This window comes from Serratia sp. NA_112.1, from assembly GCF_052691715.1.
In genome coordinates, this window is the sequence record NZ_JBQZFO010000001.1 from 272,229 (window position 1) to 286,653 (window position 14,425).

Below are 14,425 nucleotides of genomic sequence, written 5' to 3' on the forward strand. Positions count from 1 at the left end.
CGGAGGCACTCATGGATCTTAACAAGACACCTCGCTTGCTGATCATGATGTTTGTGCAGTATTTCATGCAGGGCGCTTGGAATATGACTATGGGTCTGGTCTTGAGCACCTATGGTATGGCGACCATTATCGGTTCCTCTTATGCATTGCTGGGGCTGGCAACGATAATTTCGCCGTTATTTATCGGTATGGTGGCGGACCGCTTTTTTGCTTCGCAGAAAGTGATGGGCATTCTGCATCTGATTAACGCTGGGGTGATCCTCTGTGTGCCACAGTTTATCGAAGCACATGATACCACCATGACGTTGGTGATGATCTTCCTGGTTGGGCTGTTGTTCTACCCAACAACAGCATTGGCAAACAGTATCAGTTTCAATCACATCAACGGTGTGAAGTATTTTCCAGTGATTCGCGTATTTGGCACTTTCGGCTTTATGGCGATTGGTTTCATCATTGGTCAGATGGGCTATTCCGGCGATACCATGACCTGGTATATCGCTTCGACTACTGGAGTTGCCTTGGGATTGTACTGTTTTACTTTGCCAGATACACCGCCGAAGGCCAAAGGCAGCGCGTTTGGTCTGCGCGATTTGCTGTGTCTGGATGCACTGGCGCTATTTAAAGATCGCAACTTCACAATTTTGATGCTGAGCATCTTTGTATTGATGATCCCAAAAACTGCCTACTCAGCCTATATCCCGGTATTTTTGAAGGCACTCGGTTTTGATAATGCGGCATCAATGATGCAAGTGGGGATCGCTTGCGAAGTTATCTTTATGTTTTTGCTTTCATTTTTCTTACTGAAAGCGGGTTTCAAAGTCACTCTGATGATGGGGGCGGTTTGTTGGATCATCCGTTCCATGTTCTTCTCCCATGCAGCGATTGAGGTCAACATGATGTTTGTCCTGATAGGTCTGATGTTGCAAGGTTTCTGTTGGGACTTTTTCTTCACTGTTGGTGATATCTATGTTGACCGTAAGGCACGACCAGAAATTAAAGCTCAGGCGCAGAGTCTGCGTTTTATCGTCTCAAATGGTTTTGGCTTACTTTTCGCTTCAACGATTTGTGGGCAAATCTTTAATAGTACGGTGACGGAGAAAGGACCACAGTCACTGCCGCAATGGGAAAGTTTCTGGATATTCTCGGCGATAATTGCGGCCATTGTTTCGGTCTTCTTCTTTATTTTCTTCAAGGACTATCTGCCCAAAGAGAAAACCCCGGTCACTTTGAAACCCGTCAAACAATAACCCAGTTAAATGGTTAGCTGTAGGAAATGGGGCACTCATGGACAGCTTGTTATCGGAACTTGGCGGATTGGGGCCATTTCATCTGGCGACGGTAGCCAAGATATTATCGGCGTTTGTTTTGGGGGGCGTAATTGGTTTGGAACGGGAATCCAAGGGCAAGCCCGTCGGGTTTAAAACCTGCGTCATTATTGCCGTTGCCAGTTGTGTATTAACGGTAGTGTCAATTCAGTCTGCCGAGTATTACGCTGAGATTTCCATCAATATCCGCAGTGATCCTATGCGGCTGGCGGCACAAATTATCAGTGGGGGCGGTTTTTTAGGCGCCGGTGTGATTTTACATCGTCATGACGATGCGATTTCGGGCCTGACGACTGCAGCAATCATCTGGGCATCAGCAGGGGTTGGCATCGCCTGCGGAGCGAGTTTCCATCTGCACGCATTATTGGCTACAGGGTTGTTTTTACTGGCAATAAAACTTAGCCCTTATATTTTTTTACTGCAATCGCAACACCAACACTTAGGGAAAGTGAAAGTACGTTTGATACTCGATGAAAAAGAAGGTCTGCCATCGTTGATGGTCGAGCTTAATCAGCAGAAAAATTTCATTGATGCGATGACGATACGCGACATTAAAAAAATAAAATAGAAGTGAACCTCAAGCTGACGATCAGAAGACGTGCGGCACTGCATGAATTGTATAACATGCTAAGCGTCATTGAGCCGTGAAGGGGGAATATTAAAAATGCCGGGCAGAAGGGCTATCCCGGCATTTTTTTAATGGCTTTTCTACGGAGCACGGCTTACGGCTTAACTACAACCTTGCCACCGTTAAACTCCACCACCTGATCGGCGACGATTTTGCAGCGCTTGCGCGTTTCTACCTTGCCGTTTACTTTCACCTGCCCATCGGCGATGACTTCTTTGGCGGCACCGCCACTTTCACACCAGCCCTGGAACTTGAGCAGGTCGCACAGTTCGACGTGCGGGTGATTATCCAGATTAAAAGTTTCCATACTGCCTTACTTATTTAGGTTGAACGTCGTGATAAACCTCGCAGGCCTGCAAGGTATTTTGGATCAGTGTAGCAACGGTCATTGGGCCAACGCCACCCGGAACCGGAGTAATGTAGGCCGCACGTTCGCTGGCGGCATCGAATTCTACATCGCCGACTACTTTACCACTTTCCAGACGGTTGATGCCGACATCCACCACGATCGCGCCCGGTTTGATCCAATCACCCGGAATAAAGCCCGGTTTACCGACCGCGACTATCAGCAGATCGGCGTTTTCAACGTGATGACGCAGGTTCTTGGTGAAACGGTGAGTCACTGTGGTGGTGCAACCGGCCAGCAGTAGCTCCATGCTCATCGGGCGGCCAACGATGTTGGATGCGCCAACCACGACGGCATTCAGGCCATAGGTATCGATGTTGTAACGCTCGAGCAGAGTGACGATGCCGCGCGGGGTACATGGGCGCAGTTTAGGTGAGCGCTGGCACAGACGGCCGACGTTGTAAGGGTGGAAACCGTCGACATCTTTATCCGGATGAATACGCTCCAGCACTTTGACGTTATCGATGCCGGCAGGCAGCGGCAACTGCACCAGGATGCCGTCGATTTCGCCGTCGGCATTCAGCCGATCAATTAGCGCCAGCAATTCTGCCTCACTGGTGGTGGCAGGCAAATCGTAGGAGCGGGAGAGGAAGCCCACCTCATCACAGGCGCGGCGCTTGCTGGCGACGTAAATCTGTGAGGCCGGGTTCTCGCCAACCAGCACGACTGCCAGGCCCGGCGCACGTTTGCCGGCGGCCAGACGTTGTTTAACTTGCTCAGCCACTTCGTTTCTAACCTGCTGCGCAATCGTTTTACCATCAATAATCTTTGCTGACATCAGTGAGGAAATCCATCAATTAAGAAAAGCCGGGGATGGCGCTATTTTGTCAGAAGCGGAGCGCGCTGTCAGGCGCTGAATCGTGTTCGACGGCGTTTGCCAGGCATGATTTACGCTTTTTTTATGCCAACAGAATGATCCTCTACGCCTTTTTTACTTCGTGCTACTTAAGCTGTGACTTTTCACACTGCGGTATTAGCACCGGTCACAGGGGCTAACGGAGCAACCATCATGATGATCATCACTCGGCTACACCCACGGCATCACCCAATTGATAACCCGACTTATCCGCCTAAACATGTGGGTGAAACGGTGTTTGATTCGTCGCTGCACCCGGCGGACGTAGCGCAGCTGGTCGCATTGCACCAGCTTAGCGCCCACAAAGCACGCCCCGCCTGGCGGGCACGTTTGGGGGCGCTGTGTCGGCGGTTCTACGTATGAGCCACATCAAAGGCATTGGGATTCTGCTATTGGCATGGGTACCCACGGGGCAGGCTTCGTTAAATGCCGCGCCGGTCAACGCCACGCTAAGTCAATCGCTGTCGGTCGCTTGCAACCTGCTGGCGACCGAACATGTCGATTGGGGCAATATTAATGCAATGGTGCACTCGGCACGCATTTGCCAGCAGCGCTCCACAGAGCAACAGTCGGAGCGTATTCCTGAACAACCCGTTTCCGATCCGACTCAACGAGCGGCGGCGGTAATGGTTGAAAAAACACCATAAAGCACGCTTGCCGCCGTAACGTCATGAAAAGGCATTGACTCAGTAACCTCTGACCGTATAATCGCACTCCGCAACTTTGGTTGCCGCATCCCAATGCGCCCTTAGCTCAGTTGGATAGAGCAACGGCCTTCTAAGCCGTAGGTCACAGGTTCGAGCCCTGTAGGGCGTACCATTTTCAAGTCAACACACCTCTACTGAATTCGCTTTTTATCCTTTATACTCCCTGAAATTACTGAATTTTTCTGTCACGAGCTCTATCGAGGTCAACTCAGTTATACCCAAATCAAGTGGTCTCTGGGGGCCTTTGAGGGGGCTCATCTCGTTCAATGGAAATTAGGGGCCCCTTTATGCCACTAAACAGCGGCAAAGCGGATAGACCAGGTTGTAACGCTTGGCTGCAGCCTTGTTAGAGTCAGCGCGTTGCGGTTCATCAGCACGCATGCCGATCGCTGTCTTTGCCGACCAGCCGCGCCGAACCAGACCAACTTCGCGCATCCATGAGCGGATCGTCTGAGTTTTCAGGTAGTCGCTGCACTTCTGGCGGGATACGTTGGGAATACCCTCCACGCTGATAAATTTCTCGAAGGGGTCGCCGTTCCGTGCTGCGGTTTCGAAGCTAACTATGCCACTACACCTGCCTGTACTGTAACGAGTACTGATGTGGACTGCAGAAGCAATGGTAGTCAAGTGTGGCGTGGTGTAAAGTACTGAGCGCTGTAGCTAAGGGCAGTCAGTTACTGAACGATATCACTTCTTTAAGAATCCGCCGTAAAAATCTGATTAGTCATTCCTCCTATAGGTAAAATTCTGCACATGATGCAAAATGCACCGTCAAGAAACATTACAAGCTGTTAGCTATCCTCATAATTTTGATAGATGAGTATTATATATGTCTTCTACTGCAAGGACTTTTCGGCATGACATCAACGGGCTTCGTGCCTGGGCTGTAATCGCTGTTGTTCTCTTCCACTTTGGCATACCTGGTTTTGCTGGCGGTTTTGTCGGGGTGGATGTTTTCTTTGTTATTTCTGGTTTTCTGATGACGCAGATTATCGTCACTGGGTTGGAAACCGGTAAATTCTCAATTTGGCGGTTCTATCTGGCCCGCGCCCGTAGAATTATCCCAGCACTGCTGGCTTTGTGTTTGACTCTGCTTGTCCTTGGCTGGTTCTTCCTCACTACGGTAGATTACAGCACGCTTTCAAAGCATGTTTTAGTCGCGATTCTATTTATTTCAAACGTAAAGTTCTGGAAAGAGTCGGGTTATTTCGATGCTGCATCTCATGAAAAGTGGTTGCTTCATACCTGGTCCCTATCTGTTGAATGGCAGTTTTATATTATTCTTCCCATTATCTTGCTGATTATGTGGAGGTTTTGGAAAGCTGGCGGGATAAAATTCACGATCTTCGCTGGGTTTATTCTCTCGTTTTCCCTTGCCTGTTATTTATCGATCAAATTGCCTTCTGCCGCGTTTTTCTTATTGCCAACGCGGGCTTGGGAGATGCTGGGAGGCGGTGCTGTATGGTGGCTAACCCGTAACGCGAAATTTTCTAAGAACCAAGAAAATCTGATGGAACTAGTGGGTTTCATCATGATTACTTTTGCGATTGTCTTTTTCACACCCAAGCTTGCCTGGCCGGGTGTTTATGCATTGGTTCCGGTTGGTGGGGCAATGTTGGTGCTTGCTGCTGGCAGGCAAGGGTCTATCTTTACGTCAAACTACGTTGCGGAGCGTATTGGGGTTTCATCTTACTCTATCTACCTTTGGCATTGGCCGATTGTGGTATTTCTGGCGTACAACAATACTGCCGGATTATGGACATGGATGATTGGCGGGCTCATTTTAAGCGTCATTTTGGGTGAGTTGTCGTTGAGGTTGATTGAAAATCCTACGCGTCAAGGATTATCCAGACAAACTGCATGGGGTAATGTGTTCAGTATCGCTGCCTGCATGATGATTATTGGTGTTGCATCCGTAGCGATGTTTAAATTTAATTATCCTGATAGAGTTCCGGCAAAGATTGATCTTATCGCTAACGAGAGTCTTAATTCCAATCCAAGCCGGGTGGGCTGTTTTGCAATATCGGGTACAACCTCTCCTGGGTGCGTTTTTGGCGGCAGCAAGATTAAGGCAATACTCGTTGGCGACAGCCATGCTAATGCCATGACTACTGCGGTGGAAGCTGCATTACCGAGCAAAAATGATGGGGTCTTAAATCTTACTTATGCTGGTTGCCCAACAATCTATGGTGCAAAAACTGTTCCTGGTGAAGCAACAGATAATCAAGACTGCTATGGGTTCAATCAGTGGCAGCGGAAAAAATTAGCTGGTCTTGATAAATCGATCCCAATCGTCATCGTTAACAGGACTTCAGTCTATGCATTTGGGCGCCAGATTATTGCAGAAAGAATGAATACCCCGATAGTTTATTTTTCCACCGTATATCAGACGCCAACGCCTGAGTTTTTGGCTGAATTTAAGGCATCCATGATAGATACTGCCTGTGAACTGGCGGCTGAACACCCTGTCTTTATGGTCAGGCCTATGCCTGAAATGACATCTAATGTGTCAAAAACTATCTCCAGAGCAATGATGCTTGGCAAAGAAGCTCCACATATTTACCTTTCTGAAAGTGATTATATGAAGCGCCACTCATTTGTGTGGGAAGCTCAGGATGAAGCAGCAGCAAAATGCGGCGTGAAGATCCTGAATCCGTTGCCGCTACTTTGTAAAAATGGCAAGTGCGAAAGCACTCATGATGGTCGTCCTATCTATTATGATGATAATCATGTCAGTGAGTACGGTAATAAATTATTAGTTCCGATGTTCCAGAAGATGTTTTAACGTTAATTCGGAGTGGATTTTGCGTTGGCGCTGAGGTTTTTTTTCAAAATCAGCGCTAACGTACTTTCGCATTAACGGCGGCGAGGTGTTGCAGGCACTACTTTTCGTCAGGAAGGAAATAGTGGCCGCATTTGGGGCAAATCAGGGTGATGTTTTTACGCACCTTGCGGCTATTTTGTTCAAATACGTGTGCGCATTCTGGACACGTCACTTTTATCGTTGTGCTGCTGAACATCTTAAGGGCATCAAAGATAGACATATCTTTCACCGGGTAGATGTAGGGAACCTCATTCTACCATCTGGCACCGGCAATAGCCCTTTATTGATTGTTTATTAATCATTTTTGTGAGTGCGACGCGGGGATTACGCCGGACTGGAGTAAGGAAGTACAGAGTAAAAATGTCACATTTGCATCCAGCGTTACATCTGCCGGAGCAAACTTACTCAGGGATGACAGTTCTATACATTGGGATTGGTAATGTAGTCCTACCCGATGATGTTGTGTGTTATCCATTCCCTGTAGTGTATTACCCCATCCCTGTTAAGTTTATCCCGCCTTGAGCGGGATTTTTTTATCTGCGCTCAATCGTCAAACCGCCAAACATGATATCGCGCGTAACCTGTAGCGCCAGAAAATCATGAGGGAAGCCCAGTTCAATGGCGCTTGTCGTGTCCAGACGCTGCCACTGCTCTTCTGTCAGCCTGACCTCCAGCGCTCCCAGGTTATCTTCCAGTTGTGCCAGCGTGCGTGCACCGATGATCGGGGCCATCACTGCCGGGTTGTGCTGCGTCCAGGCCGGGGCTATCTGAGAAGGGCTAAAACCCGCCTCGCTAGCCAGCGTCAATACCGTTTCGGCAATGGTAATATTGTGCTCGGTCAGCATACCTTTGTTGCGAACCATGGCTCGTCGAGTACCGTTCTCTTTGGCGCGTTATGGCACCCCGCCAACCGGCAAATACCGCGGCCGCTGCGTGCGATTATTGACTTCGCCCGACAGCAGGGCCCACAGGCCATTGGCGCATGAGTGCTGCCCGTTTTTTTTGAATAACTCTGTCAGATAAATTTGGTATTCACCCCAAGGTCAGTTGATTAGATTGGATAAGAATATCCTCGGGTGCCGTCGGCACTCTACTGCCACGATCTGGGCGTTCCTAATGGCGAAGACAGTGGTTATTTTTCATTCCGGCTACGGCCACACCGAGCGTTTGGCAAAGGTTGTTGCCGAGGGCGTGCAAGCGGAACTGATCGCTATCGATCAGGAAGGCAATATCAGCGATGAAGCCTGGCAGAAACTCGATGAGGCGGATGCCATTATTTTTGGTTCGCCGACCTGTATGGGGGGCCCGTCCTGGCAGTTTAAAAAGTTTGCCGATGCCAGTTCAAAAGTCTGGTTCGGCCGTAAGTGGCAGGACAAGGTTTTCGGTGGAGCGCCAGCCTGAACGGTGATAAGCAGGTTACGCTGATCGCTCTGCAAACTCTGGCCTCGCAGCATGGTGGCCTGTGGGGCAGCCTGGGGCTGATGCCCGCGAATCCCAATTCGGCGCAGCGTACCGATATCAACAACCTGGGAGGCTCGGTAGGGCTGCTGGTGCAAACGCCTGCTGACGCCGGTGTGGATGAAATGTTGTCTGGCGATTTGGAAACGGCCAGCCTTTACGGGCAGCGCGTGGCGGGCTTTGCCGCCAAACTGGCTTAATAGCCATTCCCCTGCGCTCATTTTTTCTACACAATTGCAGCGTAAAATGGCGAATGTTATTAGCCTGCTTGGGCTAACACTGCATTTTGTACAAACATTCCCGGTTCCTAGACCGGGTTTTTTGTTGCTAAGGTGGGCTTAAGCTTCCGGCGATACAATGAGCAGCAACACGGTCATGCAATGGCTGTGTCGTAACTGTCAATTAGCTGCTTTTCAAGCGAGCCCACACTGTGCGGGCTTTTTTTTACATTCCTGGTTTTAATTGTTGTCAGGAGTCACTGGCTGAAAAATAATAATCAACAGAATGGTTCGTGCAGCAAGTAAAATACCCTTTTTATTTTTATGGTTTTTGCGTTGTGCTGATTGGCGATGCTTTACGTTATGCTGTTAGATATCCTTGAACATTATTTTTTCATGTACTCTGCCGTTGACGGCTTGAGTTAAGAACATTCCGTTAAATAAAAATGAATGTATCTTTGTGACTGATCTGCCTGTATTTTTTAAGTCTGCCTCTGGTTTTTATGTCATTTGCATTATGCCGGGCGAGGGAATATGCATAGAATTGCTCTGGTTATTATAAATGTATGGGTAAGGCGATGAACGCCAGAATAAGCGACAAACATGGCTTGCCTGCGGCTATCCAGCTGATTACACTTTTTCTGCTGGCCTTTTTGCTTTCCATGCTGGGTATTTTTACCCGCCCAATAGGATCGCTTTCGCTGTTTTGGCCGGTAAATGCGATTTTACTCGGCCTGTTATTACGTAAACCCGCCTATGCCAGGCCAGCCGGTTGGCTGGTCATCTGTATTGGCATGACCGGCGCCGATTTGGCCAACGGCGAGAGCCTGTCGCTGGCGATGTGGCTGAACGCCTGCAATATGTCGCTGATTGCCACCGGTTATGGCGTGATATCGCTGCTGCCAAAGTCGCAGCGCCGGATGGGCAAGCCCCAGACAATCCTTTATATGTTTACCGCCAGCCTGAGTAGCGCGGCGGTGGCGTCGACCTTATCGATACTGCGTAATGACAGCCTGTACAACAACTCGGTCGTTATCGCCTGGTTAGCCTGGTTCAGCGAGCAGTTCTCGACCAACCTGCTGTTGTTGCCGGTGCTGCTGGCGGCACCGCGTCTCAAACAACTGTTGCGTATGCAAATCAACTGGCAGCTGCGCGCCAGTATGCCGCTGCTGGCGCTGCTGTTTTCACTGGTGTTCAGTGTGTATATCGGCGGTCCGGGAGCGATTGCATTCCCCATTCCTGCGCTGCTGTGGTGTGCGGTGCGCTACCAACTGTTCACGGTGACGTTGTTGACGTTGCTGACGGGGATGACCGAGATCAGCAGTATCTCCGCCAACCTGATGTTGTATGAAACGCCGAACAACCACGTTGCCTTCCTCGACACGCTGATGTCAGCCCGTTTGGGGATCGCCATGCTGGTGATGGGGCCGCTGATCCTTGCCAGCTCAATTGCCGTTAACCGCAAGCTGATGCGGCGACTGGAGCACAGCGCTAATCACGATTTTCTGACTGGCGTACTGGCGCGCAATGCACTGACTCGCAAGGCTGGCGAACTGCTGGAGCACAAACATATATCGAAGGAGGCGGTGTCGCTGCTGCTGATCGATATTGACCATTTTAAACAGATTAATGATACCCATGGGCATCTGGCGGGCGATCAGATACTGGCTTCATTCGCCCATATCGTGCGGCGTGAGTTGCGTCACGATCAGCTATTTGGCCGTTTGGGGGGGGAAGAGTTTGCCATTATGCTGCCGCGAGCATTGGCAGCGCAGGGGGTGGCACTGGCAGAACATTTGCGGCAATTGGTACAAAAAGCCGATTTGCTCCCCACGGGCAAAGTGCCGTTGAATATCACCATCAGCGTTGGCGTCGCCAGTCTGGGGATGAACGAAGTTAAATCCTTGGAACAGCTAATGAATATGGCAGATATCGCGCTTTATCGCGCCAAGTCGCAGGGGCGTAACCGGGTGGAGTCGTTTAACGCGGTGAGTGGCAACAGCGTTGGCCACATCATGTTTAAATAAGAGCTTCAGTTCTGCTTGGGTTCAAACTCGGTACCGCAATTTGGGCAGATAAGCATGACATTTTGCCGCAGAGTCGAGCATTTTTGGGTGGTGACGTAGGCGCATTTCGGGCAGGCGATTTTGGTAGAGCGGTTGATAAAGCCTTTAACACTGCTGGTATCAGACATAATAAAATGGCCTGTGTCAGGTGAAAGCCCACGCTAACACAGGTGGTATCAAATTGCTTAGAATGTTTTATACCCGTCGCCTTTCAAGCTGCAGTGTTGTTACCTGCACTATCTCCCCCCAGTTACTTGACTTTAGTAAGCGCCAGGGGATGAGCTAGCTGGTCGTCTGGCTGTGCTGTACAGGGATGTACAAATGCCGCGAGCGCATGGACGCGCCAGAGCGGCCAACTCGAAATTCATAGGGTATATGCGGCTGGCGGTGGTTGTGATTACAGGCTTTTCAACACTTTCAGGGTTTCATCCATGTCGATCTCATGTTCAGAGAAGGTATGGGTGTCGTTCTGGAAGGTGGTGATGGTCAGCATGCGCAGCGTTTGCATGGTTTGCGGCGCTTCTTCGGACTGCGGGCGAATGCGGTTCATCAACAGGCCGACCGACAGCACGGTATTTTCTTTATCCACGTCCGCTTTCACCGGCACTTCTTTGGTGAAGGTGTTGAAGGCTTTGATGCTGGTGATCTTGATTCTTTCGTTGGCGATGATGATGTACTTGCTCGACGCCAGTACCTTGACCGCAAACGCCGATGGGCCTTTGGTGTTGTTGGTCGGTTCGAAGGTCACCGCCGCGTTTTTCTTAATCAGCTCCGGGTTCTGCACTTTAATCACGTGAAAATAACGATTTTCCCCGTTCTCATCGGTAATAAAGCCGAAGCCTTTGTCTTCAAAAAAAGTCGTTATCTTGCCGTTCATCATCATTCTCATAAAGTCGCTCAATACAGTGCATATGATAGCGCGGAATGCCTTGCAGTGACAGGTTGCGTGCCCGGCATTTGATAATGCGATTACGGCATTTAGTGGGTTTGTGGCCACATGCTATTTTCTTTCTGACTTTAATTCATTTCTGAAAGGGAAAATCGATGGGTATTAAACGGCTTAACCATGCGGTGCTGTATGTCAGCGATGTGCAGCAAAGCGCGGATTTTTATCATCAGGTGCTGGGGTTTAAGCTTAAACCCTCAGGCAGCCCGGATAAAGCGGTGTTTACCCAGGCGGCCGATTCGGATAACGATCACGATCTGGCGCTGTTCAGCAAGAACCTGGGGCAGCAGCGGGCCGGGGTATTTCGCGCCAACGGTGAGCCACCGGCGGAAAACGAGCCGCCGGCCGGGTTGTACCACTTGGCCTGGGAGGTCGACAGCCTGGACGAACTTGAGCGCATCCGCGACCAGTTGGCGCAGCGCGGCATTCTTGGGCTGGAGGAAGATCATGGCGTGCACAAAAGTATCTATGGGCACGATCCGGATGGGTTACTGTTTGAAGTGACCTGGTTTATTCCTCCGGCGCTACTGACCGAGCAGGATCGTAATCAGCGCGGCATCAAACCGCTGGATTTTACCGCTGAAAAACGCCGTTTCGCGTTGCTCTAACAGAGCGGGGCGTAGTTGACGCCCCGCTGATCACAGCACTTTATTGAGGAAGTTGATGGTGCGGGGGTGTTGCGGATGGTTTAGTACCCGACGGGCATCTCCCTGTTCGACGATTTGCCCATCGACCATGAACACAATCTGATTTGCCGCCTCGCGGGCAAAGCCAATTTCATGAGTGACCACCACCAGCGTTACGCCAAGATCTGCCAAGCCCTTGATGACGTCCAAGACTTCACCGACCAGTTCTGGATCGAGCGCCGAGGTCGGTTCATCAAACAAAATCACCTTCGGGTTCAGTGCCAAAGCGCGGGCAATGGCGATGCGCTGCTGTTGCCCGCCGGACAGATGGCGAGGGTAGGCATCAGCCTTGTGGCGCAGGCCGACGGTATCCAGCAGCTGATAAGCCACCTCTTTGGCCTCGGGCCGCGAGTAAATTTTATGCACTATCGGGGCTTCAATGATGTTATCCAGTACCGTCAGGTGAGGGAACAGGTTGAAGTTCTGGAACACGTAACCGACGTTGATGCGCTGCTTGAGGATAGCGTTCTCTTTTAGCTCATACAGCTTGTCACCTTTGCGCCGGTAGCCGACATAGTCGCCGTCGATGCGGATAAAGCCTTCATCGACACGCTCCAGGTGGTTGATGGCCCGCAACAGGGTAGATTTGCCGGAACCTGAAGGGCCGAGGATCACCGTGACGGTGCCCGGTTGCAGTGTCAGGCTGACGTCGTTCAGCGCCTTGTGCTTACCGAAAAATTTGCTCACGTTGCTGATTTCAATCAGGCCGCGCGCCGGTACCGGAACGATGCGGTGAACCGCCGCTCCGCGCAGGGCATAGTAATCAATGGCTTCGGACATGGGTTCCTCCTAACGTTTTAACCAACCGACCAGTTTCTGCCAGGGCGTTGGCGGCAGTTCGCGCACTGCGCCACGGGCGAAATAGCGCTCGATGTAATACTGAATGATCGACAGCGCGGTGGTGATGAACAGGTACCAGACAGTGGCGACCATTAGCAGTGGTATCACCTGCTGGGTGCGGTTATAGATCACCTGAATGGTATAAAACAGCTCCGACAGCGCCAGCACGTAGACAATTGAAGTGCCCTTCGCCAGGCTGATAATTTCATTGAAGCCGGTCGGAATGATTGAGCGCAGCGCCTGGGGCAAAATAATGCGGAAAGTGCGGCGATAGCCCGGCAGCCCCAGTGCCGCCGCCGCTTCATGCTGGCCATACTCGACACCGATAATGCCGCCGCGGATGATTTCTGCGGTATAGGCCGACTGCACCAGCGTCAGCCCCAGCACCGCAACCGAGAACTGGCTGAGGATATCGATGGTCGGATAGCTGGCGAACACCAGTGAGGTAAAGGGGATGCCCAGTGAGATGGAGTCGTACAGATAAGAGAAGTTATACAGAACGATCAGCACCAGGATCAGCGGCAGCGAGCGGAACAGCCAGATGTAACCCCATGCCAGCAAAGCCAACAGGTAGGAGCGCGATAACCGTGCCAGGGCCAGCAGCGTCCCGAAGATGATACTGAACAGCGTGCCGAGTAGCGTCAGCAGCAGGGTTTGCCCCAGCCCTGATAATACCGCCGGGGCAAAGAACCATTCGGCGAATACCCCCCATTCCCAGCGTTCGTTGGTCGCCACAGACTGGAGGATCGCCGCCAGAATAAACACCGAGAACAACGCACCTGCCAGCCGCAGCGGGTAACGTGCGGGAACCACTTTTAAGACTTCTTGTTTGGACATCACAACTCTCCTGAAACAGATAAAAGGGTGGGGAAGGGGAAACATCCCCTAGGCAATCTTCCTTTCCGGCGCGCAACAGAGCGCGTCTGCTGTTATCAGGCTTTTGCGAAACGGCAGCCGGCCATCGTAAGGGGGGCGGCTGTAGACTTCAGTATCGACGCTGGTATCGAACTGCGGCTGGTAGCCGTTGCTCAAATACAAGCCCACCGCCTCCGGCTGGCGAAAGCCGGTGGTCAGGTAGAGCTGGCGGTAACCCTGTTGCTGCGCCAGCGTTTCCAGTTGCTGCAATACCCGTTGTGCCAGGCCCTGGCGGCGCAGATCTGTTCTTGTCCAGATGCGTTTCAGCTCGGCAGTTTGCGGATCGTAGCGTTTGAAGGCCCCCATGGCGATCGGCTCTCCAGCGCGTAACAGCACGATAAAGGCGCCTTGCGGCGGGGCGTACAAATCCAGTGCTTCCTGTTCCTGATCACCAAAATAGTCGCCGTAGCGTTGGCGATATTCACCGAATAGCCCGGCGATCACCGGCTGGACCAGCGGATCGCAGGGCAGCGTTTGGATAAAAACGTCGTTTGCCATCTGTATGCTCCTAATCGCCCGGATCGTTACGTTGGGTGGGCAGGACGCTAAA

The 14,425-nt window shown here is 51.1% G+C and carries 14 protein-coding genes, 1 tRNA gene and 3 pseudogenes; 9 read left to right on the forward strand and 9 right to left on the reverse strand.

The features are described 5' to 3' along the window. Window positions 1-11 precede the first annotated feature (11 nt). Entirely contained in the window at window positions 12-1,247 is a 1,236-nt protein-coding gene (locus ACUTQ5_RS01355; protein WP_445649771.1) for an MFS transporter, read from the forward strand. Between the two features lie 37 nt (window positions 1,248-1,284). Further along, window positions 1,285-1,973 (forward strand): annotated as a pseudogene (locus ACUTQ5_RS01360) (MgtC/SapB family protein). A gap of 74 nt (window positions 1,974-2,047) precedes the next feature. On the opposite strand, the gene ybcJ reads toward ACUTQ5_RS01360, so the two are convergent. Together ybcJ and folD are read right to left on the reverse strand one after the other, a co-directional pair. Beyond that, a complete protein-coding gene (gene ybcJ / locus ACUTQ5_RS01365) occupies window positions 2,048-2,260 on the reverse strand; it encodes a ribosome-associated protein YbcJ (RefSeq protein WP_012005606.1) in 213 nt (70 codons plus the stop codon). Between the two features lie 10 nt (window positions 2,261-2,270). Continuing rightward, complete coding sequence (gene folD, locus ACUTQ5_RS01370) at window positions 2,271-3,137, reverse strand: bifunctional methylenetetrahydrofolate dehydrogenase/methenyltetrahydrofolate cyclohydrolase FolD (RefSeq protein ID WP_012005607.1); 867 nt, start codon at window positions 3,135-3,137, stop codon at window positions 2,271-2,273. 231 nt (window positions 3,138-3,368) lie between these two features. On the opposite strand from folD, the gene ACUTQ5_RS01375 reads away from it, so the two are divergent. The 4 genes from ACUTQ5_RS01375 to ACUTQ5_RS01390 all read left to right on the forward strand — a co-directional run bounded on the left by ACUTQ5_RS01375 (window position 3,369) and on the right by ACUTQ5_RS01390 (window position 6,707). Then, on the forward strand, window positions 3,369-3,578 hold the full coding sequence (locus tag ACUTQ5_RS01375) for a hypothetical protein (protein ID WP_445649772.1): 210 nt from the start codon (window positions 3,369-3,371) through the stop codon (window positions 3,576-3,578). Further along, on the forward strand, window positions 3,575-3,862 hold the full coding sequence (locus ACUTQ5_RS01380) for a hypothetical protein (protein WP_445649773.1): 288 nt from the start codon (window positions 3,575-3,577) through the stop codon (window positions 3,860-3,862). The genes ACUTQ5_RS01375 and ACUTQ5_RS01380 overlap by 4 nt, the downstream gene beginning before the upstream one ends. 95 nt (window positions 3,863-3,957) lie before the next feature. Then, window positions 3,958-4,034 (forward strand) — tRNA-Arg (locus ACUTQ5_RS01385). A 717-nt stretch (window positions 4,035-4,751) separates the two neighbouring features. Continuing rightward, complete coding sequence (locus ACUTQ5_RS01390) at window positions 4,752-6,707, forward strand: acyltransferase family protein (protein WP_445649774.1); 1,956 nt, start codon at window positions 4,752-4,754, stop codon at window positions 6,705-6,707. Window positions 6,708-6,804: 97 nt separating this feature from the next. On the opposite strand, the gene ACUTQ5_RS01395 is transcribed toward ACUTQ5_RS01390, so the two are convergent. Continuing rightward, window positions 6,805-6,966 (reverse strand): YnfU family zinc-binding protein, encoded by a 162-nt coding sequence (locus ACUTQ5_RS01395; protein WP_445649775.1) that lies wholly within the window; start codon window positions 6,964-6,966, stop codon window positions 6,805-6,807. A gap of 313 nt (window positions 6,967-7,279) precedes the next feature. Further along, window positions 7,280-7,630: pseudogene (locus tag ACUTQ5_RS01400) on the reverse strand (aldo/keto reductase); the annotation flags it as partial. A 232-nt stretch (window positions 7,631-7,862) separates the two neighbouring features. On the opposite strand from ACUTQ5_RS01400, the pseudogene ACUTQ5_RS01405 reads away from it, so the two are divergent. Continuing rightward, window positions 7,863-8,404, forward strand: a pseudogene (locus ACUTQ5_RS01405) (flavodoxin family protein). Between the two features lie 596 nt (window positions 8,405-9,000). Continuing rightward, complete coding sequence (locus ACUTQ5_RS01410; protein WP_445649776.1) at window positions 9,001-10,449, forward strand: GGDEF domain-containing protein; 1,449 nt, start codon at window positions 9,001-9,003, stop codon at window positions 10,447-10,449. A 5-nt stretch (window positions 10,450-10,454) separates the two neighbouring features. Here ACUTQ5_RS01410 and ACUTQ5_RS01415 read toward each other — a convergent pair whose 3' ends face one another. Continuing rightward, window positions 10,455-10,616 (reverse strand): YnfU family zinc-binding protein, encoded by a 162-nt coding sequence (locus ACUTQ5_RS01415; RefSeq protein ID WP_174353239.1) that lies wholly within the window; start codon window positions 10,614-10,616, stop codon window positions 10,455-10,457. A gap of 269 nt (window positions 10,617-10,885) precedes the next feature. Beyond that, a complete protein-coding gene (locus ACUTQ5_RS01420) occupies window positions 10,886-11,365 on the reverse strand; it encodes a cold-shock protein (protein ID WP_445650239.1) in 480 nt (159 codons plus the stop codon). A 167-nt stretch (window positions 11,366-11,532) separates the two neighbouring features. Here ACUTQ5_RS01420 and ACUTQ5_RS01425 point away from each other — a divergent pair, with 167 nt between their 5' ends. Further along, complete coding sequence (locus ACUTQ5_RS01425; RefSeq protein ID WP_174353238.1) at window positions 11,533-12,042, forward strand: VOC family protein; 510 nt, start codon at window positions 11,533-11,535, stop codon at window positions 12,040-12,042. A gap of 30 nt (window positions 12,043-12,072) precedes the next feature. On the opposite strand, the gene ACUTQ5_RS01430 is transcribed toward ACUTQ5_RS01425, so the two are convergent. The 3 genes from ACUTQ5_RS01430 to ACUTQ5_RS01440 are packed head-to-tail and all read right to left on the reverse strand — an operon-like array spanning window position 12,073 to window position 14,373. After that, window positions 12,073-12,900, reverse strand: a complete 828-nt coding sequence (locus ACUTQ5_RS01430) for an amino acid ABC transporter ATP-binding protein (protein WP_445649777.1) — start codon at window positions 12,898-12,900, stop codon at window positions 12,073-12,075. Between the two features lie 9 nt (window positions 12,901-12,909). Beyond that, window positions 12,910-13,797 (reverse strand): amino acid ABC transporter permease, encoded by an 888-nt coding sequence (locus tag ACUTQ5_RS01435; protein WP_445649778.1) that lies wholly within the window; start codon window positions 13,795-13,797, stop codon window positions 12,910-12,912. Between the two features lie 48 nt (window positions 13,798-13,845). Beyond that, the gene (locus tag ACUTQ5_RS01440) at window positions 13,846-14,373 is read right to left on the reverse strand and encodes a GNAT family N-acetyltransferase (RefSeq protein ID WP_445649779.1); all 528 of its coding nucleotides are present in this window, start codon (window positions 14,371-14,373) and stop codon (window positions 13,846-13,848) included. Window positions 14,374-14,425 lie beyond the last annotated feature (52 nt).